At 36.7% G+C, this 26,607-nt stretch carries 19 protein-coding genes; 16 read left to right on the forward strand and 3 right to left on the reverse strand.

Annotated elements, in window-relative coordinates:
* From GMB29_RS07975 to GMB29_RS08000, 6 genes are all read left to right on the forward strand, one after another.
* A complete protein-coding gene (locus tag GMB29_RS07975; protein WP_136351800.1) occupies positions 1-927 on the forward strand; it encodes a response regulator in 927 nt (308 codons plus the stop codon).
* Positions 928-1,491: 564 nt separating this feature from the next.
* Positions 1,492-2,643 (forward strand): asparaginase, encoded by a 1,152-nt coding sequence (locus tag GMB29_RS07980; RefSeq protein WP_136351799.1) that lies wholly within the window; start codon positions 1,492-1,494, stop codon positions 2,641-2,643.
* A gap of 496 nt (positions 2,644-3,139) precedes the next feature.
* Complete coding sequence (locus GMB29_RS07985; RefSeq protein ID WP_136351798.1) at positions 3,140-3,673, forward strand: dihydrofolate reductase family protein; 534 nt, start codon at positions 3,140-3,142, stop codon at positions 3,671-3,673.
* A 585-nt stretch (positions 3,674-4,258) separates the two neighbouring features.
* Positions 4,259-4,531, forward strand: coding sequence for a YhdT family protein (locus tag GMB29_RS07990; RefSeq protein WP_136351797.1), 273 nt, complete (start codon positions 4,259-4,261; stop codon positions 4,529-4,531).
* Complete coding sequence (gene panF / locus GMB29_RS07995) at positions 4,528-5,976, forward strand: sodium/pantothenate symporter (protein ID WP_136351796.1); 1,449 nt, start codon at positions 4,528-4,530, stop codon at positions 5,974-5,976. The genes GMB29_RS07990 and panF overlap by 4 nt, the downstream gene beginning before the upstream one ends.
* Before the next feature lie 469 nt (positions 5,977-6,445).
* Positions 6,446-8,587 carry a transglycosylase domain-containing protein gene (locus GMB29_RS08000; RefSeq protein WP_227551718.1) on the forward strand — a complete coding sequence of 714 codons (2,142 nt, stop codon included), beginning with the start codon at positions 6,446-6,448 and terminating at the stop codon, positions 8,585-8,587.
* Between the two features lie 207 nt (positions 8,588-8,794).
* Here the strand turns inward: GMB29_RS08000 and GMB29_RS08005 are convergent, their stop codons facing one another.
* Both GMB29_RS08005 and GMB29_RS08010 read right to left on the reverse strand, forming a co-directional pair.
* Positions 8,795-9,589, reverse strand: a complete 795-nt coding sequence (locus GMB29_RS08005) for a PAS domain S-box protein (RefSeq protein ID WP_136351794.1) — start codon at positions 9,587-9,589, stop codon at positions 8,795-8,797.
* Between the two features lie 277 nt (positions 9,590-9,866).
* Positions 9,867-11,273 carry a glycoside-pentoside-hexuronide (GPH):cation symporter gene (locus tag GMB29_RS08010; protein ID WP_136351793.1) on the reverse strand — a complete coding sequence of 469 codons (1,407 nt, stop codon included), beginning with the start codon at positions 11,271-11,273 and terminating at the stop codon, positions 9,867-9,869.
* Between the two features lie 368 nt (positions 11,274-11,641).
* Here GMB29_RS08010 and GMB29_RS08015 point away from each other — a divergent pair, with 368 nt between their 5' ends.
* The 6 genes from GMB29_RS08015 to GMB29_RS08040 all read left to right on the forward strand — a co-directional run bounded on the left by GMB29_RS08015 (position 11,642) and on the right by GMB29_RS08040 (position 20,150).
* Positions 11,642-12,130, forward strand: coding sequence for a TRAP transporter small permease (locus GMB29_RS08015; protein WP_227551719.1), 489 nt, complete (start codon positions 11,642-11,644; stop codon positions 12,128-12,130).
* 1 nt (position 12,131) lies between these two features.
* Positions 12,132-13,427 carry a TRAP transporter large permease gene (locus GMB29_RS08020; protein ID WP_136351791.1) on the forward strand — a complete coding sequence of 432 codons (1,296 nt, stop codon included), beginning with the start codon at positions 12,132-12,134 and terminating at the stop codon, positions 13,425-13,427.
* A gap of 48 nt (positions 13,428-13,475) precedes the next feature.
* The gene (locus GMB29_RS08025; RefSeq protein WP_136351790.1) at positions 13,476-14,498 is read left to right on the forward strand and encodes a TRAP transporter substrate-binding protein; all 1,023 of its coding nucleotides are present in this window, start codon (positions 13,476-13,478) and stop codon (positions 14,496-14,498) included.
* Between the two features lie 332 nt (positions 14,499-14,830).
* Positions 14,831-16,666, forward strand: coding sequence for a sensor histidine kinase (locus GMB29_RS08030; protein WP_136351789.1), 1,836 nt, complete (start codon positions 14,831-14,833; stop codon positions 16,664-16,666).
* A 188-nt stretch (positions 16,667-16,854) separates the two neighbouring features.
* The gene (locus tag GMB29_RS08035) at positions 16,855-17,619 is read left to right on the forward strand and encodes a response regulator transcription factor (RefSeq protein WP_136351788.1); all 765 of its coding nucleotides are present in this window, start codon (positions 16,855-16,857) and stop codon (positions 17,617-17,619) included.
* A gap of 344 nt (positions 17,620-17,963) precedes the next feature.
* Positions 17,964-20,150 carry a glycoside hydrolase family 3 protein gene (locus tag GMB29_RS08040; RefSeq protein WP_136351787.1) on the forward strand — a complete coding sequence of 729 codons (2,187 nt, stop codon included), beginning with the start codon at positions 17,964-17,966 and terminating at the stop codon, positions 20,148-20,150.
* A 351-nt stretch (positions 20,151-20,501) separates the two neighbouring features.
* On the opposite strand, the gene GMB29_RS08045 is transcribed toward GMB29_RS08040, so the two are convergent.
* Positions 20,502-21,794 (reverse strand): MFS transporter, encoded by a 1,293-nt coding sequence (locus GMB29_RS08045; RefSeq protein WP_136351786.1) that lies wholly within the window; start codon positions 21,792-21,794, stop codon positions 20,502-20,504.
* Between the two features lie 1,007 nt (positions 21,795-22,801).
* Between GMB29_RS08045 and GMB29_RS08050 the strand changes: the two genes are divergently transcribed.
* The 4 genes from GMB29_RS08050 to GMB29_RS08065 all read left to right on the forward strand — a co-directional run bounded on the left by GMB29_RS08050 (position 22,802) and on the right by GMB29_RS08065 (position 26,606).
* On the forward strand, positions 22,802-23,599 hold the full coding sequence (locus tag GMB29_RS08050) for an IclR family transcriptional regulator (RefSeq protein WP_136351785.1): 798 nt from the start codon (positions 22,802-22,804) through the stop codon (positions 23,597-23,599).
* A 329-nt stretch (positions 23,600-23,928) separates the two neighbouring features.
* Positions 23,929-24,462, forward strand: coding sequence for a cupin domain-containing protein (locus tag GMB29_RS08055; protein ID WP_136351784.1), 534 nt, complete (start codon positions 23,929-23,931; stop codon positions 24,460-24,462).
* Positions 24,463-24,796: 334 nt separating this feature from the next.
* Complete coding sequence (locus GMB29_RS08060; RefSeq protein ID WP_136351783.1) at positions 24,797-25,729, forward strand: VOC family protein; 933 nt, start codon at positions 24,797-24,799, stop codon at positions 25,727-25,729.
* An 85-nt stretch (positions 25,730-25,814) separates the two neighbouring features.
* Entirely contained in the window at positions 25,815-26,606 is a 792-nt protein-coding gene (locus GMB29_RS08065) for an SDR family oxidoreductase (RefSeq protein ID WP_136351782.1), read from the forward strand.
* The last annotated feature ends 1 nt before the right edge of the window (position 26,607 follow it).

Below are 26,607 nucleotides of genomic sequence, written 5' to 3' on the forward strand. Positions count from 1 at the left end.
ATGTTTTTTTATATAATAGATGATGACGAAGTGGTTCGCTCGATGTTGGCCCAAATCATTGAAGATGAGGATCTTGGTAAAGTGGTAGGAGAAGCGGAGGACGGCTCATTATTGGATCAACAAATGCTAACTTTGAAAAATATCGACATTTTATTAATCGATTTGTTAATGCCGATTCAAGATGGAATAAAAACGATTCGTCAAATAAAACCGTCATTCAAAGGGAAAATCATCATGGTTTCTCAAGTGGAATCGAAAGAAATGATTGGTGAAGCCTATTTACTTGGTGTTGAATACTTTATAATCAAACCAATCAACAGGATTGAAGTGTTAACGGTCATTCAGAAAGTCATCGAACGAATCAGATTGGAAAAATCGATACATGATATTCAAAAATCGCTCAATACGGTGCTTAATTTGGATTACCGTCAAAGTCTTCAGGAAAAAGACAACAACGAAAAACATATAAGAACTTCCAGTCAATTTCTTTTATCCGAATTAGGGATAGCTACTGAAAACGGAAGTAAAGATTTACTGGATATGTTGGATTATTTATATCAATATGAACAAGATAAAACATTTGAACAAGAGTTCCCTATACTAGAAGAGATTTTTGTGAATTTAGCTCGAAAAAGACTTGGAGAATCAGCTGCAGAGACGGAATTAAAAAGAGAGGTTAAAGCATCCAAACAACGGGTCCGCAGGGCAATTTACCAGTCATTAAACCATTTGGCGTCCCTTGGCCTTACTGATTTTTTAAATCCGAAGTTCGAAAATTACGCTTCTAAGTTTTTTGATTTTACAACCGTAAGGAGAAAGATGACAGAATTGAACAATGAGTCAACATCACCTGCTCGCATCGATACGAAAAAATTCATTCAGGTTCTCTATTTTGAATCAAAACGGATACATTTGGAATCGCAATGACGAACTTTTGTTAAATCTGAGCTCAAGTGATGGATTTATTACTTTTCAGATTATATAGTATGCATTCAATAAAAATCCAAGAAAGCAGGGCTATTTTCCTCCGTTAGTTGCGGAAAAACCATAAATATAGTTTACATGTAAAGCTAACAAACAAACTTTATTTTGAGCAGAATTCATCTAGTAAGTTGTCCTGTTTTCATCATATACTTGGCTTTAGCGCCACTCAATATAGAAGCAACTTTTTCATACGACTTGAATCCAAACATAGAAGAACATTCTTATTGATAAAACAATGATCCTGTTCTGTTATATTGTATAAATATTCCTTTTGTCTAAGTGCATGCCTAATGGCATGTTTTTTTTTCTCAATTCTTCAACTGCTGTAGGGTAAGGAGGATTTTTAATATTCTCATTTTTCTGTGAGTTTTTGTAGTTTTTGGTTAGATTCTGTAGTTCTTATTATAAAATCAAAATACCTTTTTATGAAAGCGCTTAATAACATTTATCCCGAATTAACAGGCAGTAAGACCTTTGCTAATCACACGTTATATGGAGGAATTTCTAATGAAGAAACTAACGACAAAGAAAAAAGTTGCTCTCACCGCACTAGCATTAATGTCACCAGGGATTATCACTATCTCTTCAAGTTACATTGATCCATCACATCCAGTTGAAGCTAAACAGATTACAACATCTAATACAACCAATCCTGTTAAGAAAAAATTGCCTAATATTAAAATTCTAGCAACAGGTGGTACCATCGCAGGAACTGGTTCTACTTCGACCCAAACCACAGGTTATCAGGCTGGTGTCCTAACCCCGGATCAACTAATAGAAGCAGTTCCTACGTTAAGAGATATTGCTAACATTTCCACTGAGCAGGTGGCACGTATTGATTCTGGTACATCCAATACTAATGCCGTTATGGTAAAACTGGCAAAGGAAGTCCAAAAGGAATTGGATGATCCAAAGTGTGACGGTGTTGTCATCACCCACGGTACCGACACACTGGAGGAAACGGCTTACTTTCTCAACCTGACTGTTCATTCTGACAAACCGATCGTCGTGGTTGGCGCAATGCGCCCCTCTACGTCAATCTCTGCAGACGGTCCGTTAAACCTGTACAACGCTGTAGCACTTGCTGGTTCCAAAGAAGCTCGCGGCATGGGCGTCCTGATCTCCATGAATGACAAGATTGGAAGCGCTCGCGACACATTTAAAACGAATACCACCGAGGTTGATGCCTTCGATAATCAGGAGAACGGCTCCCTCGGCAATATACAAGGCGGTATTCCCTATTTCTATAACATGCCAATTAAAAAGCACACCACTGAGTCCGAGTTTGACATTCGCAAGATCACCGAAGACAATCTGCATCGTGTAGATATTGTTTATTCACATGCAAATGATGACCGTGTAATAGTTGACGCTGCGGTTGCTGCCGGTGCGAAGGGAATTATCCACGCTGGTACAGGTAATGGTTCTATCCATGAAAAAACGCTTCCTGGTCTGAAGGATGCTGTGAAGAATGGTGTTGTCGTTATTCGTGATACTCGTGTACCAGAAGGCATGGTGACTCACGAACAAATCGACGTAGACAACCACTTCGTCAATTCTGGCAACATCAACCCTCAAAAAGCTCGTATCCTGTTGATGTTGGCACTCACCAAAACCGAAGATCCTAACAAGATCCAAGCGTATTTCAACAAATACTAAGGCTTTGTTTTAGCATAGCCACTCCATTTGAAAATATGCAAGTCTGATAGATTCTTACACCAACACCAATGAAATTTTTCTTAAGGTTATATAATATAGAAGAAACACGTTTTAATAAAATTATTTGCAGAAGCAGATGTTTTTTGATTGAAAAATGCTCTAGGGATCTCACATTCCCTAGAGTTTTTTCGTAAAATGATAAATTGACAAATACTACTTTAAATGACTACATAACATCAAAGTGTAGTATTGTTGAGTTTTAAATAGATACTATATATTGATTAATAGATTGATATAATACAAAATGGTATATGGAAAATTCAACTAATAAATTTCAAATGGAGGGCGGTGCTGCCATATCGTTTTTAATGTATTGGTTTTTCAAAGAGGAAATTGTAATATATGCTTAGTGTTGATAAAAGAGTTTCTGATAAGAGGTTACTCCCGATACCTTAGTCCAGATAGTGGATTCTATTGATTATACAAGGAGGATGCTATGAGTGAAAAACGTAATTTAGTATTGTTTATTGCTACAAGTTTGGATGGTTACATAGCTACGAAAGATGAGTCTTTAGAATGGTTATTTAACGTTGATGGTGAAGGAGATAACGGATATTCAGAGTTTTATGAAACGGTAGATACAGTTTTGATTGGTAAAAAGACGTATGATTGGATAATAAAACACGAATCAGGGGATTTTCCATATAAAAATAAAGAATGTTATGTTTTTTCAAGATCTACTATTGAGGATAATGAAGATGTGAAATTTGTTAATGATGATATAGTTAGTTTTACTAATAACCTGAAAAATCAAGAAGGAAGAAATATTTGGATTGTTGGTGGAGGAGAATTGTTACAATCTTTTATTAGAGAAAAATTAGTTGATGAACTTATTTTAACAATTGCCCCAACTTTAATCGGAAAAGGAATTCGGTTATTTAAAGAGGGAGATTATCAATTAGACCTTTTATTGAAAGGAACCAGGCATTTTAATCAATTTGTAGAATTACATTATCAATGTAAAAAGTAAAATACACCTTATTCAACAGGTAGCTCTTTAAATAACAAGTAAATGAAAGAAGGCATGTATTTGACATATATTATATGAGCCTTTCTTTTATTTTCATATGTTCACTTTATCTAACCTAAATATAAGCAATAGGCTGTGTTTTCTATTTCATTATACTGTTTCGAATCGGTCGGAATTCTGCCCAACCCATTCCGTTTCCCCTCACTATTGGACTTCTAATATTCCCCTATTTTACCATGTATGATGTACCTATATAATGGAATTTTATTGTTGGATAGGTACGGGTTTCTTACAATTTCTTATCAAAAAGTGATCCTCTACTAGTATTGCTTACTAAAAAAGTGAATGAATATGTGGTATTCTATTTTTTAGGAAAAGGCTCTTTTTTAATGAATTGTTGTTATTGATAGAGTAAAAATAGTATAGATAAAGCTTTCGGTGAATCGCCGCTGCTGTTAGTTAGGACTCTGGCTTCTCTCCACAAGAACAAAACCGAGTCAAGAAAACATCACTTTTTTCTACTAGCAGCACTAATCGCAAGAATAGTCTTAAAAAAGTTATAATAAGTTTATGTTGGGGGTTCAGATGGAAGACAATCGTTTTAAAATAGCAAACAGGGAAGCATGGATTGGCGTTATCCTTGTGATCATTAATTTTCTTTTATGGTATGGCTTTGCTTATGGCTTAGGTTCAGGAGATCCTTCTAAGTATAGGTATATTTTCGGGTTGCCGGAATGGTTTTTTTATAGTTGTGTGCTAGGGTTTATTATTATGGTCATCCTCATTTCTTTTGCTGTGAAATATTTATTTAAAGATGTCCCATTTGAAGGCGAAGAAGAAGGCGAGGATCGATTATGAATTGGCAAGTGATTTTACCGTTATTACTCTATTTGCTCGTCATCTTTTTTATTGGTTTCTGGGCAAATAAATATGTAAGATCTACGAATTCCTTTCTCCAGGAATATTTTTTAGGAGGAAGAGAGCTAGGTGGATTTTTACTTGCAATGACAATGATTGCTACATATGGGAGCGGCAGTAGTTTTATTGGCGGTCCTGGTGTTGCTTATACAAAAGGACTTGGCTGGGTGCTTCTATCAATGGCACAACTACCGGCAGGTTATTTTGTATTAATGGTATTAGGTAAGAAATTTGCGATTGTGGCACGTAAATATCAAGCGATCACATTGATCGATTTTTTGAAGGAACGTTATCAAAGTAATGCAGTAGTCCTTATCTCATCTATTAGTATAATTGTCTTTTTATTTTCAGCAATGGCTGCTCAATGGGTAGGAGGCGCAAGGCTTATTGAATCGTTAACAGGCCTTTCTTACACGACAGCGCTCTTTATTTTTGCAGTATCTGTTCTTGTTTATGTGATATACGGCGGATTTAGAGCAGTTGTCTTAACAGAAGCGGTTCAAGGTGTCGTCATGTTTGTTGGTACGGCCGTCTTATTAGTTGGAACGATTATTGCTGGCGGTGGTCTTTCGAATATTATGGCAGACCTTGTTGCTGAGAACCCTAATTTAGTCTCACCATATGGTGCCGAGCGGGAACTAACACCACTTTATGTTTCCTCGTTTTGGATTTTAGTTGGAGTCGGTGTGATTGGTCTGCCCCAAATTACTGTAAGAGCTATGTCTTATAAGAATTCAAAAGCGATGCATAAAGCGATCATTATAGGAACGATTGTGATTGGCTTTATTATGCTCGGCATGCATTTAATCGGTGTATTTGCACGGGTCATTCTTCCGGGAATAGAGATAGGAGATACCGTTATGCCGACACTTACATTAAAAATATTACCGCCATTTCTTGCAGGTCTGGTACTTGCTGCACCAATGGCTGCCATTATGTCAACAGTTGAATCATTATTAATTCTTGTAAGTTCAGCAGTAACAAAGGATATTTATTTAAACTATATCAAACCAAATGCTACAGAAAGCCAAGTGAAAAAAACGAGCTTTTTGGTAACTAGTATTATTGGGATTTCAGTCGCTTTGTTTGCATTAAGTCCGCCGGATTTATTGATCTGGTTAAATCTCTTTTCATTTGGTGGATTAGAATCCGTATTTATATGGCCGGTTGTTTTTGGTCTCTATTGGAGCAAGGGGAACAAATATGGAGCAATATCATCAATGATCATCGGAATGGGCTCCTATATTCTATTTGATCGTCTTATGCCAAATGCACTTGGCATGCACACAGTTGTTTTACCGATCTGTTTATCACTCATTTCATTTGTCATGATAAGCTTTCTTACACATAACAAAATGGTAAGTGAGGCAGAATTGAGAGGATAAAGTAGTGGAATCTCCGCTATAAAAAATCCGGATCATTTTAGTAAGTCACTTGTTTTTGTGGAGAAACATAGCAAATGTCAACATGATGAGCAGACCAAATCGTTTATTGATTTGGTCTCTTTTTATTTCCTTATTATCATTAATTTTCGGAACAAAGTAATTATTACATAAGGTAAGATAAGTGGTACCGTATTTTCATCGTATCAAAATTCGATTGATATTCAACACTAATAGAAGTAAAAGTTTTGATTGACATAAATGTTTAAAAGCTTACGTAAATGTAGGTTTATTTTTTTGCATCATTCTAAAATGAAGAATCCAGTTAAGGATTAATGCACTATTTACATACAAACGAAGTGATTACTTATTCCTATTGACTACATATCATTCATATTTAACAATTAACTTTATGCAGCTATTATAAGTAAAACATCATGAGACTAGAAGGTAGGAATATAACTTGGGAAGAATGGAAAGAAGGAAGCAACGAAAATCATCCAAAATGATTTGGAGTAGATGGAAAGATAAAAGTCTAAAGGTGAAGAGTTTAGCAGCAGGTACAGTAATCGTCTTATGCAGTTTACTCATTTTTAATCTTTTAATTTGGACAAGCGATGTCAGTAAACTAGAAGACCCTGCTCCAATGCAAACGATTATATATGATCAAAATGGCGCTGTTGCTAGTAAAATTGCTGTTTCTAATATTGAAGGAGTTAGTATAAAACAGATTCCCAAAGACCTTATCCACGCTGTTATTGCAACAGAGGACCAACGGTTTTACAAGCACGAAGGTATTAATTTTATAGGAATTGTACGGGCTATGACTCAAAACATCATACGCGGTGAAATTGTTGCTGGTGGAAGTACAATCACACAGCAGCTAGCGAAAAATGTTTTTTTAACGCAAGAACGTACATATACACGAAAGTTTAAAGAACTCATTTTGACGAAAAAAATTGAACAAACATACACTAAAGATGAAATTATGGAACGATACTTAAATCAGATTTATTTTGGTGAAGGAGCGTGGGGCATACAGCGTGCTGCGCAAACGTACTTTGGCAAAGATGTTAGTGAATTATCGTTAGGTGAGTCGGCTATGCTCGCAGGGATGATTAAAGCACCTTCCATTCTGTCTCCATTTAAAGATATGGATAGGTCAGTTGAACGGAGAAATCTTGTCTTATCATTAATGGAAAAGGAAGGCTATATTAGTCAAAATAATGTGGAAAAGGCAAAGGAACAACCGATTGTCCTAGAGGGTAAAAAGATTGATGACTATAAAGGCAAATACCCTTATTATGTAGACCATATTATTGAGGAAGCGATAAAGAAATATGATCTTACAGAAAATGAGGTTCTTTCGGGTGGACTTCATATTTTTACAGAACTAAATCCTACAATACAACATGCAGTTGAACAGGTTTATAGGGATGAAGAGATGTTTCCTCAAGGGCAATCAGACCAGTTAATTCAAAGTGGAGCAATCTTTATCAATCCCTCAACTGGCGGAATTAACGCACTTGTTGGTGGGAGAGGGGAACACACTTTTCGAGGATTTAATCGTGCTACTCAACTAAAACGACAACCTGGGTCTACAATGAAACCGCTGGCTGTATATACTCCTGCGTTAGAACAAGGATACAAAATCTTTGATATGTTACAAGATTCCCCTATTGATATTGACGGATATCAACCAATGAACAATGACAAACAATTCCGTGGAGAAGTTACAATGTATGAAGCTTTGGTGCACTCATATAACGTCCCGCCAGTATGGTTATTGGAGAGAATGGGATTGAAATACGGTACAAATGCAGTGGAGCGTTTCGGTATTAAATTAAAGGAGGAGGATTCTACTCCAGGTTTAGCACTTGGTGGTATGAGTGAAGGCGTATCGCCATTATTGATGGCTCAAGCATTCTCCACCTTCCCTAATAATGGCGTAAGGGTAGAGGCACACTCGATTCAAAAAATTGAAGATGCAGATAGAGCGGTCATTGGCAAATGGAACAGTAATGCTACAAAAGTCACCGATCCTTCAGTTGCCCAGAAGATAACCTATATGCTTAAAGGTGTCGTTGAAGAAGGCACAGGAAAGATGGCTGAGGTGAAGGGCTTTGAAATAGCAGGCAAAACGGGTACAACAGAGCTTCCTTTTGCAAATGAAGGAGGATCAAAGGATCATTGGTTTGTCGGATATAATCCACAAATTGTTGGGGCAGTTTGGATGGGATACGATAAAACGGATGAAAATCATTATTTGTTGGAATCCAGCGGCTCTACAGTCACAAAAATATTTAAAGAAATTTTCACACAGTCCATTACTGAATTTTCCCAAAAGGAATTTGATTTAACCTCGCTAGAAAAACAGCTTAATAACCAGTGGGAAGAAGCGGAAAAACAGAGGAAAAGAGAGGAAGAAGATAAGGAAGAACAGGAAGAAGATAAGGAAGAACAGGAGGAAGATGAGGAAGAACAGGAAGAAGATGAGGAAGAACAGAAAGAAGATAAGGAAGAGCAGAAAGAAGCTGAAAAGAAAGAGAAAGAAGCAGAGAAAAAACAGGAAGAGGATAAGAAGAGAGAGGAAAAGAAGGAAAAAGATGAATAGAAAATCTGTAACCATTGATTATCAAGTTTGCCAGAGTCACATCAACGTTTTACTTCAAAAGGCACTATTGGACATCGGTCTTATACGTCAGTCAAGCGTTTTTGTCTGAACTAACTGGTCCAATGTTTCCTTTTTCTTATCTTAAATCGAGAAGAAATAAAAACAAAATAAAAAAGCAATGTTGCGTCGCATTGCTTCCTTCATTCTTTACCTTAACTTGTTTTCAATCTGAATGGCTGAATCCCCATCATATTCTACACCTATTAAATGTAGTGCAGCTTTTACAGTTGAAACAGTTGGAGTGGAATTAAAATTTGTACCAAGTTCTATGGCAACTAGAGCTAATTCGGGTCTTAAACCTGTGACGATCGAACGTACACCAAGCAATGATAAAACACAATTAATTTTAAAAATATATTCCGTTACCATCGTGTCTAAGTTATAAATAGCAGAGAAATCTATTATTAGACACTTTACGTTTTGTTCCTTTACTTTTACCGGGACTCTATCTAAAAGTTGTTTTGCTTTTTCCTCATCTAAAGAACTGGGCAACGGAAGGACAGCAATTCCATCCAATAGCGGAACTAGTGTTGATGACAACTCATTTATTTGCTTTTCCATTTCTTTTTGTTTTTTTTCAGTTACTTTTCTTTCTGTAATATCTCGTACATATGTCTGGATAGCTTTTGTATTACCCATCGTCACAGGATGACAATATAATTCTACATCAACCGTCGTACCATCCATACGATAGATTGTTTCTTCAATAACATTTGCTGGTTGTTCGTAAGCCGATTGTATTCTTTTGTTTATTGCTGTTTTGGATGTCTCCTTAAAAATATCTAAAGGACTTGCTCCAATAATTTCGTCTTTAGGAGACCTGAAAAATTTTTCAGCTGCACGATTAATATAGATAATTTTTAGGTGTGAATGAATAATTAATGGTTCCAACGCATATTCAATGACTTGCTTGTAATCAATATCTGAAATATTTTCACTCATAACATTTCCTCCCTAATACATTTTTATAGAAGGTCCAGAATTCATTATACCCTAGTTTTGCCTTATGTGGTTGAAGGTAGATTGTAAAGATGGATACGTAAACGTCGGGTGTAACTACTGTATAAGAGTAAAACTTAATAAAGTAAGATAATTAAAAACGCATGGACTTAATCATTGTCCATGCGTTTTTATGAGCTAATTCGCTTGTTATTTTCTTGCTATTTTCTAACGTTTTTATTATCCGTACTACTTACAAGTAGCATCCTGAATTTTTGCTTTACGCTGCCTCAGGGTCTGGGTTTTTACCGCCGCCATTTCTTTCATTGAGATCCGCGACAATTTTTTTATACAATTCATCTGTTAAATTGTAGAAGAAGAATAAGATAATCAATGCCAGAATGTTAAGCACTGCAGGGGCAACGAACATTAATCCTTTGAGACCAAGCAGTGTTTCAGCAGATTGCTGGACGTTTGGGACGTATCCAATTATTCCTAGCGCAACCCCTGGGATGAAACCAGCAAGTGCTTGCGCAAACTTACGGAAAAAGCTGTATGAAGAATAAACAACACCTTCAGTACGTTCCCCAGCATTCCATTCGTGATAATCAACGGAATCTGCAATCATTACCCATGGTAGGCCAAGTGCAAATGCTAATCCAAAGCTTCCAATTGAAAAGGCAATTAAGAATGTTGTTATATCTGTTGGTAACATAAAGTTAACGACATCGGAAACGATTCCAATTAAAAGACCAAGAATAAATGTTTTCTTTTTCCCAATTCTTTTTACAAGTGCAGGGATAAACATAGAACCAACAATCGCTAGTCCAATACTTAAGAATGTAAGGATGGACATCAGACCTGGATTATTCAAGTTATATTCTAGATAGTATAACTGAACAGCTGTACGAAGATTCGTCGCTGCAATCATGAACAATGATGCCAAACAAAGGACAATTAAAGGTCTATTTGATAACAATGATTTAAATAAAGTTGATAACGGAATTTTTTCTTTTTTCGGTGCACGAACAATGTTTTCTTTTGTATTTCGATAACAAATGAAATGGAACAGTACACCAAGAATTGACATAATCGAAATGGCAACAATGTATCCGGTTTCTTGAGTTTCAAATTGTAAGACGATCGGAATCACGACAATACCAGAAATGAAAAGGGCTGTTTGACTGCCGATTGCTCGAAATGATCCAAGTGAAGCACGATCAACAGGATCTTGTGTCATTGCTGCAGATAGAGAACCATATGGAATGTTAACGATTGCATAAGCAAGTCCAAATAACATGTAAGTCACAAAAGCCCATACAATTTTTCCTAAATCAGAAAAGTCTGGAGCTAAAAAAGAGATAACAGTCATTATCGCTAGAGGAATCGTTCCCCATAAGATAAATGGTCTGAATTTACCACGTTTTCCAATATTTGTCCTTGAATCAACAAACGCCCCGACACTTGCATCTGCAAACGCATCAAATATTTTTGAGATTAGAAATACCAAACCTCCCCAGAATGCAGAGATTCCTAAAACATCTGTGTAAAACTTCAACAGATACAATTGGCCCATATCGAACATGAGACCGTTTCCAACATCACCAAAACCATAGGAGATTTTTTCTTTTAAGCTAAGTTTTTTGTAGCTTGTTGTTGCTTTTTCCGCTACTGCTGGTGAACTCATAACATCGCTTCCTTTCCTATATTAATTCAAGTAATCCCTTTCAAAAAAAGTAATCCTTTTCAAAAGACAATTTTATTTGTTTATTAAACTAACTAATTACGGTAAACTAAGAATATCACCTTCGACATTATTCGTCAATTACGAATTTGTTATAAAAATATCATGTAATAAACCGAAGAAATGTCCGGGTGTGATAAGTATTTTTGTAGATGAGAAGGAAGATTTATTTAAAGTTAACATACGAATATCTAAAAAAATCACAAGTTTTTCTAAAAAACCTAATATTCAAAAGTGATAGAAACGTCTATACAATTAAGTCATTGGAAACGTTTTCTTTTTGGGGAAGGAGGAAGATTCACGTGAAGGTTATGATAAAGATCGCGAAGTTTATTGATAACGTTTTTGAAAAATTTGCACTTGTTTCTCTCGTCGCTTTAGTTCTCGTCGTGACAACACAGGTTATGACTCGTAAATTATTTAACTTTGTTTTTTTCTGGTCAGAAGAAGTAACCTTGCTGCTTCTTGCATGGTTTGCCTTAATGGCCATTGCGATCGGGTTTCGTGAGAGTATCCATTTAGGAATTGATTCGTTTACAAATCTTTTTCCGAAAATGGTTAATAAAATGCTAGATAAAGTCATTAGTGTGAGTATCTTTGCCTTTGGATTATATCTAGTTATTCAAGGTTGGGACTTTACGGTGTTAATGTTTGAATCAACACTCCCGGCAACGAAACTGCCAAGCAGTGTGACGTATCTTGCAATGCCAATAACTGGAATTATGACTTGCGGGTATGCGATTTTACAATTTTTCAATATTGATACATCACGGTATAAGGACTTAGAGGAGGGTTTATAGGATGGATACGAGCACTATCGCAATCATCATTTTACTTGTCAGTTTTGTATTGCTCATACTACTTCGGTTTCCAATTGCCTTAACACTCATTATCTCGTCATTGCTAACGGTGATTTATTTAGATGTACCGTGGGCAGTTATTGGTCAGCAAATGACACAGGGGATGAATTCCTTTTCATTGCTCGCCATTCCTTTTTTTATTCTAACTGGACAAATAATGGGTGAGGGTGGCCTAGCCCTTCGCATTGTAAATTTAGCCCGATTATTAGTTGGCAGAGTCCGCGGCGGATTAGCAATGGTCAACAGTGTTGCTTCCTTGTTTTTTGGGAATATTTCCGGATCTGCTGTTGCGGATGTTTCATCAGTTGGTTCAGTTATGATTCCAATGATGAAAAAGCAAGGGTATGAAGCAGATTACTCAGTTGGGGTAACAATTGCTTCGGCGATACAAGGGGTGGTTGTTCCACCTAGCCATAATTTGGTGTTATATTCGTTAGCTGCTGGTGGCGTTTCCATCGCAAGCTTGTTTATGGCGGGGATCGTTCCAGGTGTGATTATGTTAATTTCCCTCATGATTACGGCATATATCATTGCAAGAAAACGAGGCTATCAAAAAGCAGAACCTGTACCTAAAGCGGAAATTGGCGGTATTTTACTCCATGGGATTTTATCATTAAGTCCCGCAGTTATCATCCTTGGCGGGATTTTAAGTGGATGGTTTACAGCAACTGAGTCAGGTGCACTCGCATGTTTATATTCTTTTATTCTAGCTTTTGGTATCTACAGAGAAGCTCCATTAAAGAGTATTGGGAAAATATTAATCAGAACAATGAAAACGGTTGCGATGGTCTTTTTCTTAATTGCTGCTTCTGCTGCCTTTGGATGGATTTTAGCTTATTTACAAGTACCTGCAATGGTGACGGATTTATTTTTAACGATTTCTGATAATCCGCTTATCATTTTATTGATTATCAATATATTATTGTTGCTGCTAGGGGCACCGATGGATATGGCGCCGATGATTTTAATTATGACACCAATTCTCCTTCCAGTCGTGACGAGCTTTGGTATGGATCCAGTTCATTTTGGAATCGTACTCATTTTGAATGCTGGAATAGGGTTATTAACACCGCCGGTTGGGACAGTCTTGTTTGTTGGCTGTGCAATTGGGAAGGTTTCCATTCAACAAGGTACGAAAGCAATGCTTCCATTTTTCTATGCTTTATTAATTGTCTTGTTAATTATCACTTATATTCCTGAGGTTGTGATGTGGCTTCCAAATATGCTAGCCAAATAGCTTTAGGAATCGGTGGTTTAATTATAAAAAATAAAGGGGTGTCTTAACATGAAAAAAAGAAAGTTTACAGGATTGCTTGCTACAGTTTTAATGGCTGGCACATTATTGGCTGCTTGTGGAAATGAAAAAACATCAGAACCAGCAGAAGGCTCTGATGCAAAAAAACCAGAATTTACGTTTCGCTTGGCGGATAATCAGCCAGCAGATTATCCAACGGTTATTGGGGACAAGAAATTTGCTGAATTAGTTAATGAGCGAACAGATGGACGTATAAAAATTGAAGTATTTCCATCTGCACAGCTTGGTGACGAGAAATCTGTATTAGAGCAAGTACAGTTAGGGGCAATTGATTTTACTAGAATAAATGCTAGTCCATTAGCTGAGTTTAATGATCAGTTCTCAGCACTTAACCTTCCATATGTATTCGATAGTGAAGAACATTTATGGAATTTCCTTGAAGGGGAAGCAGGAAAAAAACTTCTTACAGATCTTGAGCAATCAAAAATGCGAGGTTTAGCTTATTATGATTCAGGATCACGTAATTTTTATTCAACAAAGCCATTAAATAGTATTGAAGATTTAAAAGGGCAAAAAATTCGTGTACAGCAAAGTAAAATTAATATTGATTTAATTGATTCTCTAGGAGCCAGCGCTACACCAATGCCATATGGTGAAGTGTTCAGTGCCTTGCAAACAGGAATTATTGATGGAGCGGAAAATAATTTACCAAGCTTAGATTCATCCAACCACTATGAAGAAGCAAAAACAATCATCATGGACCATCACCAACGTATACCTGAGGTATTGTTAATGAGTAAGGCAACTTGGGATAAACTATCAGAAGAAGATAGAGAGATTATTCAACAAGCCGCAACTGATTCAGTTGAAACGCAAAAAGAAGCATGGGATAAGCTGGAAAAAGAATCAGAGAAAAAATTAAAAGATGCCGGTGTTAAATTCATAGAAGTAGAAGATAATACACCATGGAAGGAAGCTGTTCAACCTGTATTAGATAAATACGGAAAAGATTACAAAGAAGTCTTGGACGCAATCGATGAAGCACGGCCATAAAAAAAGGGAAACGTCTTGACCGGCTTATGACACCAGTAGATAGACTCGAAACAAAGGTAAAATGTAACCTTTTCTAATTTATCCCATACTTAACGAGCAGTAAAACCCCACCTCTAGATTCGGGGAGAAATAAAGAAGATAGGAGTTTAATAACTGACCGTAAAGACTAAATAAGTCTTGATATCCATCAGTGGGATGAAGAAAACCCCCACTGATGGTAGTCTCGCTTTATAAAAACTAGACCTGCTCGGTAATAGGAACATATACCGGGTAGGTTTTTTCCGTTAAGATGATGAGCAAAAGGAGAAATCAATGTTAGGGAAGGGCGAACAATGAACTTAAAAAGAAGAAAAATTATCGAATTTATTGAACAATACTTATTATTAAAAAATCGCTCATTTATGACAAAGCTTTTTGTTTTCTCCAGTTTATTGATCATTATTCCGGTTTCTTCAGTAGGGATTATATCATACCAACGTTCAGCATTTGAGTTGGAAGAAGAAGTAAGGCAATCCAGCCATCAAGTAATTGAGCAGGTAGAGACTCATTTTGAATATTATCTACAAGATTTTGAGATTACTAGTTTGAAGATTATCAATTCTCCCATTGTCAACCATCTTCTTCAAATAGATGAAGATAAACAGAACGAAAATGTGAAAGAGACACTTCGGGATTTTTTGAAGACTCAGGAATATTCAAGAGCAGATATTTCAAATATCACGATTCTTTCCGATACTGGACTTGTAATTGATACACTCGGGACTGAAAACTATTACCCAGCTTCCAACATACAGGAAGAATATTGGTATTCATCTGTTCCAAATCAATCAATGTCGATGATCGTGAGTAGAACGATAAAATTAAAAGATAAAGAAGAGCCAGTCATTTCACTCGTCAGGCGCTTATATAATCCACATACATTACAGCCGGTGGGCATGCTTGTCATTGATATAAACTTCAGAAGAATCGAAGAAATTGCAAAAAAAGTAACAATTAGTAAAAGTGGACAATTTTTTATCATGGATGCAAAAGGACATTATGTCTATCATCCCGATTATTCAAAGTTAGGGCAAAAAGCTGAACATAAACTTCTTTCGAAATGGAAAGCTGGAGATAGTGGTACGAAAATCTTACAAAATGAACAAAGAGACTTCATTACCTATACACATTCTCCAAACCTTGGCTGGACGTATTTTACAGCTGTATCATACCGTGATTTAACAGAAGGAATTCGTCAAATTGGCCAAGCAATTTCGTGGACCATTGTGATCTCTCTACTCGTAGCTTACCTGCTTGGATATGGTTTTGCGAAAACGTTAATTCGTCCCATTCGTCGTCTTCAGCATTTTATGAAAGATGTCGAAATCGGCAATCTTGATGGAAGAGTCGTCGTGGAATCAAGAGATGAAATTGGTCAGTTATCAGAAAGTTTTAATCATGTGGTGGGAAAACTATCCCATTTGATTGAGGAGGTCTATTTTTCAAAATTAAGGGAAACAGAAATGTCGCTTAGTCAAAAAGAAATTGAATTAAAGATGCTGCAATCACAAATGAACCCGCACTTTTTATATAATTCTCTCGAAACGATAAGAGGGATGGCTTTAGAAGAAAACAAAGAAAATATCGCCATGATGTCATCTTCACTTGGCAAGCTGCTTCGCTATAATCTGAAAAATGATTCTGCTACTGTATGCTTTGCTGAAGAAATGAAATTTTGCGAGATTTATTTACAAATTCAAAAGGTTCGTTTTGAGGACCGTTTTGAACATACATGGGATATACCGACATGGGCAATAAGGCTTCTGGTTGTGAAATTTTCTCTGCAACCCATCGTTGAAAACTGCTTTGTTCACAGTATGGGTAACAATGTAAGGAAAATTAAAATTTTTATTACTGCATTCCGAATGTCCGAATCTACCTTTGTCATACAAGTTACAGATAATGGGGTAGGTATTCGAAAGGACACCGTCCATGAAATCACAAAGAAGATGGACTTAATGACAACGTCTAATAATGGAATGCACATCGGTCTGATCAATGTCCACCAACGAATTAGGCATCTATTTGGGGCCGATTACGGAGTCTCGATTGAAAGTAAACAAGGAGTCGGAACAACCGTAAATTTACATTTGCCTATTTTAGATAAAGGCTCTGTTAATGCTAATTGATCTTTATTGCACTATGTTGATTGGAACTAGATACGTGAGACTCCTGCTTAGAATAGCGAGTCAAAGGGAGACCCCACAGCGCATGGCACCGAGGAGACTCCCGGACCGCCCGCTGAAAGCGACGCCTCTCGCTGCAATCAACAGACAAGTTTAGCAGAGCTTAGATAAAGAAAGTGAAGTGGAATATGATGGAAAAGATCTTATTAGTAGATGACGAAAGATGGGTTCGTACAGCACTTAAGTGGTCGATCAATAAACTAAATCTTCCATTACAAGTTGTCCATGAATGTAAGAATGGATTGGAAGCCCTTGATTGGATCAAACATCATGATGTGGATTTAGTATTAACCGATATTAGGATGCCAATAATGGATGGGCTTATGTTTGTGAAAGAGCTTGAAGCATTAAAAGAAAAACCTGATGTTATTGTTATTAGTGTTCATGATGAATTTCAATTTGTCCAAAAGGCACTGCGCAGCGGAGTAATAGATTATTTGCTCAAGCCTGTTGAAGATGATGACTTAAAAATTTGCCTCGATAAGTGGCTTGATAAACGAAAACAAGTGATTGAGCAAAATGATCCTCCACGATATAAAGAAGAACTTGATTCATCAACGATAGAACGAGTATTAGCATATATCGAAAAAACGCCGTTATCACAGATCACACTCAAAGATGTAGCGAAAAATGTCCACATGAATCCAAGTTATTTAAGCCAATTATTCAAACAGCAACTAAACAAAAAATTTGTTGATCATATAACAGAACTTCGCATTGAGGAAAGCAAAAGGTTATTGCTGTCCACTTCATTAAGATTATCTGAAATTGCCGATCGTGTCGGATATTCTGATTTAGCTTATTTTAGTAACAATTTTAAAAAGATAGCCGGGTGCTCTCCATCGGAATTTCGGAAATCACGGGCTGGAGATCCACTAGTAAAAAGCAAATACTAATAGAGGGTGAGGGAGGAGTTTAGTCGTAAGACTATTGACTCCTTTTTTTTGATTCTTAAAAAAACACAAAAAAACCTAAAAAATACAACTATTGGTTAGTTTCCTCTTGAATATATAATAACGTTAATTGGAAGCGCTTACCTATAAATTTCTATTGTCAGAAGATAAATACTAAAGAAAACTATGAATTGACTTTACTGAATATTTAGAAATTGTAAATTGTTTATATCATTCCTAAGACAAGTATGACAGGTGCAAATTTCTATTTATTAAGGGAGGTGGTTTTGTTCGATTCAGATTTAGAGTTTAATGTAAGCGTTTAATTTACAAAGGGGAGGAAAAAAATGGCTTCAATGTTGAAAAAACTAAGAAAAGGTAAAAAACTAAAACAAGTGATGACAGCTACACTTGCTTTATCGCTGTTTGCTCCAATCATGGTGCCGCAAGCAAGTGCTGCAAATGGGAATGAAGGCTTAGGGTATGTAGATCCATCTACGAATACGAATCCTGAAAATTCAGGGGCAAACACAAATACGTATCGCGTACTTGCTAACAAGAAAACTGGTCAACCGGAAATTGAAGCAGCAAAGAAAGGAGTCCTTACTGTTGATGGGAAGCAGTTCAGAGATTTAGATAGCGACAGGGGCTTAGATACATATGAGGACTGGAGACAACCTGTTAATAAGAGGGTAGCTGATCTTGTATCAAAGATGACACTTGCTGAAAAAGCAGGATTGCTGTTGATTAACACACACACTCCTTTAGCGAATCCAACAAATGGCCGATATGTATTAGATAATGATCCGCTAATCGTTCAAAAAAATATGCGCTACGTCATTTTTCGTCAAACTCCAACTGTAGATGTAATCGCAAAATATACGAATCAGCTGCAAGAATTAGGTGAGGCTTCAAGATTAGGTATCCCAGTTGTTGTCACATCGAACCCACGTAATCATGCCTCTACAGATTACACGAACATTACTGCAAGTGAGGGACAACATTCTTTTTGGCCGGGTCCATTAGGTTTAGCAGCAGCGGGTGACAAGAAAGCAGTAAAGGAATTCTCTGAAATCGCTGCACAGGAATGGAGAGCCGCTGGAATTCGCAAAGTCTATGGGTATACAGCTGATATAGCTACTGACCCACTATGGGCAAGAATTGAAGATACATTTGGCGAAGATTCTAAAGTTGCTTCAGATATGATTTTTAACGTTATCAAAGGTTTTCAAGGCGATAAACTAGGGTCAGACAGTGTTGCTATTACAGTGAAGCATTTCCCTGGTGGCGGAGCACGTGATAATGGTTTGGATCCTCATTTTGTGGAAGGAAAATTCAATCCTTATCCAACAGAAGGAAGTATGCTTAAGTATCACATTCCACCATTTGAGGCAGCTATCAAAGCAGGTGTATCGTCTATCATGCCTTATTACGCGTATCCAAGTAATGATAGTGCGGATCAAGGATTGCCATGGTATAGCAAAGACCAGCAATTTGAAGAAGTGGGCTTTGCATTAAACAAAGCAATATTAGATGGCTTCCTGCGTGGCCAGCTTGGTTTCAAAGGATATGTAAACTCCGATACTGGTGCAGTTGGCAATAATGCTTGGGGTGCTGAGGCTTTAACACCGGTAGAAAAAGTTGCGAAAGCAATAAATGCAGGTACAGATATTATTTCTGGATCTTCTGATCCTTCTCTCATTATCCAGGCTGTTGAACAAGGTTTACTTAAAGAATCGGTAGTTAACGAATCTGTATCGTTATTGCTAACTGAAATGATGAATTTAGGTCTATTTGAAGATCCTTATGTAGATCCTCAACATGCACTTGATGTTGTCGCTAATCCAGAAGCACAAGAACTAGCATATGAAGCACATCTTAAGTCAATCGTTCTTTTACGCAATGATAAAAATCTATTGCCTTTGAATGATGTGAAAATTGAAAAAGTAAAACTTTACGTTGAGATGTTCCCTGGGGGAACAGATGGAGCGAGTACCAAGGGATTAAAAGAGACGATTAAAAAGCACGATCCTTCCATCACAATAACAGATAATCTAGAAGACGCAACACATGCTTATGTTTATGTTAAACCTGTACAATCTAACTGGGATAATAATCCTCGAATTACGGTAGGGCCTGAAACAGGAATCACTAATGTTGATAGAATTATCGATATTCAAAAAACTGTTCCGACGATTACTGCTGTAAACATGACCAACCCATGGGTACTTGATCAAATTGAACCAAATGCTGCTGCATTAATCGGTACTTTTGGTACAAAGGCTGAGGCAATCGTAGATGTTATTCGTGGAGAATTCAATCCAATTGGAGAACTTCCATTCGCGCTTCCTGCTAGTATGACAGCAGTAGACAACGAAGTCGGTGATGTTCCTAGTTTCGCACCAGAAGAAGATTCTTCTTATGCTTATGTGAATAAATCCGGTGAAGCATACAAGTATGGATTTGGTCTTTCTTACAAACAAGGGAAAGCAAAAGGCAAGCCTGACCATGCGGGGAAAACCTCAAAAGAATAAAGATATATCGATTAAAAGTTCAAAAGAGTATTTTTGTTTATTGAAAAGTAAACTAAAAAGGTTCATCCGTCAGTAGATGAACCTTTTTTTATACAAGAAGTAAATGTATATTCCCTTTTAATAAATGTACGAAATGAATGTGTTATCAATATGTTATGAAATTGGTTAATAAATAGAAAAGAGAGAAAAAATAATGACTTCTACACTAAGGAAAATGGTAACAGCTATGCTTATCCAAATATTTAGGCAAAATTAAACTACCTGTCTCCAATAGAGTTTGGAGAACAGGTAGCATAGGTGTTTTTTCTAAGTCTCATTTAGGCGGGTCAGTTCATTTACATAAACTATCTTTTATGTGTTCACTTTTTGCACTGGCAGGGGAGAGAATTGCAAATCAGCAGCTTCCTTCTTAATTGTAAATAAATAAGCGAAAAAACCTAAAGCAGCTGCAACAATTAACATGGCAATTGATGTTCCGAAGTCTCCTCCGGACAGGTCGCGAAGCCAGCCCATTATATAGCTTGAAAATCCGCCCATAATGTTTGTAAATCCGAGCAATCCTGCAGCTCTTCCAGCAGTTTCAGGTGTGGAGTATTTTACCATGAGCATGTTGCTTAGATGGAAAACACCCCCTTGGCAACCCATTGCAAGACCCATCGAAATTCCTGCCAATATTGGATTTGGGATAAACGCAGCCACTGTCAAAAACACAGCTGTCATTCCAAATAAAATGCCCGCCATCAAGCTTGGGCGTCTCGTTTTATCGGCCAAAAATCCGCATGCAAGTACAAATCCAAGTGCAAATAACCAAGAGAGAGAGGTAATACTAGTCATTCCTTCACGTGCAAATCCTTTTGCTTCAATAAGATATGTAGGGAGCCAAATACTGATACCAAAGAAAAGGAAAGAACATATAATCATGCCTACCCATACCATCCAAAAACGGTAATCTTGAGCGAAGCTTTTCTTCTCAGTCGTACTTTCTTCTTTATCATTATGATCGGAGGTACTGCGGATAAAGGACAATTCTTCTTTACTAACACGGGGATGCTCTTCTGGTGTATTCCTTGTTAAAAAAATAAACATTGGAATATTAATAAATAAGTTAAATGCAGCAAGCATAAAGAAGGCTGCTTGCCAGTGTATTGAGGAAATAACGAGCACCAAAGCAACAGCTCCTATAGCCGGACCTAAATAATTTCCTGTAAGCCATGATGCTTGGGCTCTGCCTAATTCACGTTTATTAAACCAAGCAGAAATAAATTTACCCGAGACAGGAATCATCATTCCTTCACCAAAACCGAGTATGATTCGGCTTACTAAAAAGATTTCATATGAATCTGCAAGACCTGATGAAATCATCGTGAGTGTCCATACGAATAATCCGGCAATAGCAGTCTTTCGCGCACCTAATTTGTCGATAATAAATCCCCAAAAAAGATTTGAAACTCCATAAGCAATTGTAAAAACAAAAGAAAGAAGACCGATTTTGGCATTTTTATCTTCGCCATTCATACCAAGTGCATTTAAAAATTCCGGATCTGTTTGAATGACTGAAATGCCAACCTTATCGATTTGCCCAAAGAACCAAAAGAAAAAAATTGGTACTGCAATATATAACCACCTTTTTTGCCCCTTTAACATAGTTATCCTCTCTCCTTTAAAAAATTTAAATGTTTACAAAGAAAGAAAAAATGTATAAAACTATGGTTCTATCTTTATGAAAGTTTCGTACCGTTCATAAATTAGGTGAACTCCCCCTTTTTGACGGGCTCTTTTCTAAAAGATTGTTGTTTTACAAATAGGAATAGTGTCCGAAACATTATGAAATTTTAATTGGAGCGGAAAGCGAGAAGCCTGTTACAGAAATCAACCACTCTGTACCTTTGTAAAAGCAACAAGTTTAAGAAAATATCCTTTTGATAAAAACTACATTCCATTTAAAACGAACATTCCTTTGGTGTTTTATATGCAAAACGTTGTTTTTGTTCTTGGTGTTGTTTTTAACAATAAAATAATTAGAATTGCTTGTCAATTTAAATTTTTAAAATTATAAAAATACTAGTGTGTAGCGAATGAAAACGCTTTTTTATCACCTCTAAAGAAAATGAAAGAACAGTGAAAGATTTTATTTTTTCGTCGTCATGGCAAATTAGACATTTGCATTTATATCCTTTTACTTTAGATACATGAGGAACACTACACAATTGAAGAACTCCTACTACATGTTTCTGACATACGATTATCAAAGTTCCATCCCCTTCAAGATAAGAATGATAAGTTGTTTTGTATATGAAACAAAGTTTTGCGATGAGAATAAAATTATAAAAATTTTTTGTCAATTCGATTGTAAGCTTTTATTCCATATATTCGTTGGATAGATTTATAGTTTAGTGATTTTTTATTTAGTTCAAATTGTTTATAAATTGTGATAACTTATATTTGAAGATAATCTCTTAAATTGTTTTATATAGAAAAATATGTTTAAATTAAAATCTGGATAATTTTTGAAAATCGTTTAAATAATGAAGTAGAATGAGATCATTTGTTTGCATTTACATGAAATTATTCAATTGATATATTCTCATCTATATAACCTATTCTAGTTTAAACATGAAAGATAGATAGAAAAGAAAGGGAGGAATTTTTAAATGGCAAGTTCAGATAATGAGAAATATAGTGCCAATTCTCTTGTAAGAGGATTGGAAATATTAAAGCTATTTAACGAAGAACAGCCTAGTTTGGCACTTTCAGAAATAGCAGCACAGCTAAATGTTAGCAGGACTGTTCCATATCGATTATTATATACACTGGAAAATTTGGGGTATCTTATTCAGGACAAAAATACAAAACGTTATAGCTTAACACCAAAAGTTTTAGAATTGGGATTTAGCTATTTAAATAGCTTGAAATTTCCGGAAATAGTTCAACCTTACATGGAAGCTCTTCGAGATGAAATTGCTGCATCATGCCATTTGTCGATTTTAGATGGGCGGGAGGTCGTTTATGTAGGAAGTGCTCCCATTAGAGGGATATCAGTTGTAAATGTCAACATTGGTATGCGTCTTCCAGCCCACGCGATAGCCAATGGTAAACTATTACTTGCATATCAGTCGGAAGATATACTTAAGAGTTTGTTTCAAATTTCGGATTTAACACCATATACAGATAAAACACTTACTTCACCAGGAGAATTTTTAAAAGAGTTGGAAACGATCCGCCAGAATGGATATGCTCTGACATACGGTGAATTCCTTCCTGGCATTTATTCAGTTGCAGCACCGATTTTTGATCGCACAGGAAATATTTTAGCTGCCCTGAATGTAGTCGCTACAGAATCTGCATATCAGGAAAATTTTATAAGAGATATTGCATTGCCGAAGCTATTGGAATTATCTCAATTGCTCTCTAATTATATGGGTTATCATGGAGAGATGTCTTCAAAATAGTCTATTCTCGCAATGATCAATCATTATTTATGTTTAACGTGTGGATTCAATCGAATCCACACGTTTTTTTGTATAAGGGTAAGGTCAGTAGAGTAATGAAGGTCAAAGAAGGGTGCTAACCAAGCAAAAAAGTCCCACAGCAGGCAATGACAAATGGTTTTATATACAAAACATCTGTTATCTAAATTATAGATATATTTTAAAATTTTCTAAAAACTCTCTTGACAATCGCCGAAAACGATCTTAAGATTAACCTATAAATGAAACAATGTTTTGTATATGAAACATTAAATGTTTTGTGTACGATAAAAAAAGGGAGGATTTATAAAATGACAAAAGAAACTTTCTCAATTGAAGAATTTGAAAAAAAATATGTTGCAAGATTGAAAGATCGTACACTTGATTGGAATGTTTTAAAGTTCCAAGAGGAAATTGATCCAGCTTATAGACGCGCACAAATGAGATATATTGGACGCGGTGCTACTGCCAATAATGATACAAATGTTATTCAAGGAGAACACTTTACATTAAGTACAATGGTGCTTCCACCAGGATGTATCGGACCGTTGCATCTACATGATGATGTTGAAGAAGTTTTCTTTATCCTTGAAGGGGAAGTTACTGCTTTAATTCAAGAGGATAGCAATAGTGAAGTGCATGAAATTAAACTAAGTGCGAGAGATTGCATAAGTTCTCCTCCAGGAGTATACCGAGGCATTCGAAATGATGGAAAAGAAGAGGCGCGTATGCTCGTCATGCTTGGTGCGATCAAGCCTAACCTGCCAACGTATCCGGAAGGCAGTGAACTAGAAGAGTTACGTAAACAACGTGCAAAAGAAAGAGAAGCCATTATTAAAGGTTAATAATTAGTAAAGGCTCTTTTCTAAGAAATTGTTGCTTTTAAACGAAAACTATAAAAGGTTGACTGGAGCAGATTGCGAGACTCATGCGGGAACAGCGGAACAGGTGAGACTATTGCAAGCGTTTACACCAAGGGGCTCACCGCCCGCTTCGCTAAAAAGCGAGCATCCTCTCGCTGCAATCAACCACACTGCACTACTTGTAAATAGCCACAAAGTTTGCGAAAACAGCCTTAGTAAAAGATCAATACAAATTATAAAAGTAATGCAGCATTCTTGAAAAAAAGGGTTTTAAGCGTTCCCTTCAGTTTTTATCTATTAAGGGAGGTAGAATAATATGCTTGGCATTACTCATTTACGACATATTAGCTTAATAACACCAAACTTTGATGAACAAGCCAAATTTTATGAGGAAGTTTGGGGATTGGATAAGGTAGATGACGAAGCAGAGGATGTCGTTTATTTTCGCGGTGCTGGACCAGAACATCATATCCTAAGTCTTCATAAAGGAACTAAACGGGGGCTACACCACATTGCATTTGGAATGGTTGATAAAAACGCAGTTGATCGTGCAGCAGAAATATTAGCATCAAAAGGTGTTCGTATCGTTCAACAACCTGGATATTTAGATGAAGCAGGCGCTGGCTATGGACTGCGTTTTGCCGACCCTGAAAATCGTGTGATCGAGCTTTCAGCTTGGGTGGAAGTACATACGTCCATTTGGAATAAGAAAAATGTTGATCCTGTTAAGCTGAATCATGTTGTGATGAACACACATAATTTAGATATGATAGTTGAGTTTTACACAGATGTACTAGGCTTCAAAGTGACGGACTGGAGCGAGCATCAAATGTCTTTCTTAAGATGCAACAGAAAACATCATTCCATCGCTTTCAATCAAGATAAACATGCTTCCGTTAACCATATTGCTTATGAAGTTGATTCAGTAGATGAACTGATGCGTGGAATTGGCAATGTCAGGAAAGCAGGGCTTCAAGAACTTTGGGGACCTGGACGTCATGGGCCGGGAAACAATATTTTTTGTTACTTTCAAGATCCTGGCGGGTTTGTTATGGAATATACATGCTATCTTGAAACGATCGAAGATGAAAATGAATGGAGAGCACGTGTATGGAAACGAGTCCCTCATTTAATGGATCAATGGGGGATTGCAGGACCACCGAAACCAGAAGCACGTAAAGCGATGGGTGGAGATCCGGATCCCGGTTGGATAGAAGAAAATGCTGAAGTTTATTTCGGTACAAAATGAGAACAACGAACAAGACGTTATAGTTTAATCATAAACTCCGCGTCTTGTTTCATTTTAATAGTTCCGCTTTAAGGAGTGTGGAGAAATGGACTTAGGCTTAAAAGGGAAAGTAGCTGTAATTATGGGGGGCACCTCTGGAGTTGGATTAAAAACAGCAGAAATGTTTTTAGAAGAAGGTGCAAAAGTAGCGATTTGCGGAAGAAGTCAGGAACGGTTAGATCTAGCCGTAAGTAAATTACGCTCGATTGGTAACAGTGACGATATTTTTGGTTTAACGTGTGATGTGACATCGAAAACAGATGTTGATGCCTTTATAAATGATGCTGTAGATGTGTTTGGCGGGTTGGATATTTTAGTAAATGCAGCCGGTCAAAGTGTGATGGGCTACTTTTTTGATATTACTGACGAGCAATGGCAGGAACAGATTCAATTAAAATATTTTGCTATCATTTATGCGGTTCGTGCTGCACATCCACATCTTGTTAAACAAGGCGGCGGCCGAATTATTAATATAAACGCAACACTAGCGAAAGAACCTGAGCGTCATATGGTCGCTACAGCAGCTACACGTGCAGGATTATTGAATTTAAGCAAAACATTATCTCAAGAATTAGCTGGAGATAATATTTTAGTAAACTCAGTAAGTCTTGGGTTAATTCGGACGGATCAATGGGAGCGGAGAAGATTAAAAAATGCCCCAGATATGGATCCGGAAGAGTATTACAGTGATCTAGCGAAAAAACGAAATATCCCACTTGGTCGAGTCGGTAAAGCGGAAGAAGTCGCTAGTGTGATTTTATTTCTCGCATCAGACAAAGCAAGCTATGTAGCTGGTTCAACAATTGAGACCGCAGGAGCTATAGGAAAAGCACTTTAAT

The organism is Metabacillus sediminilitoris, assembly GCF_009720625.1.
Lineage (GTDB): Bacteria > Bacillota > Bacilli > Bacillales > Bacillaceae > Metabacillus > Metabacillus sediminilitoris.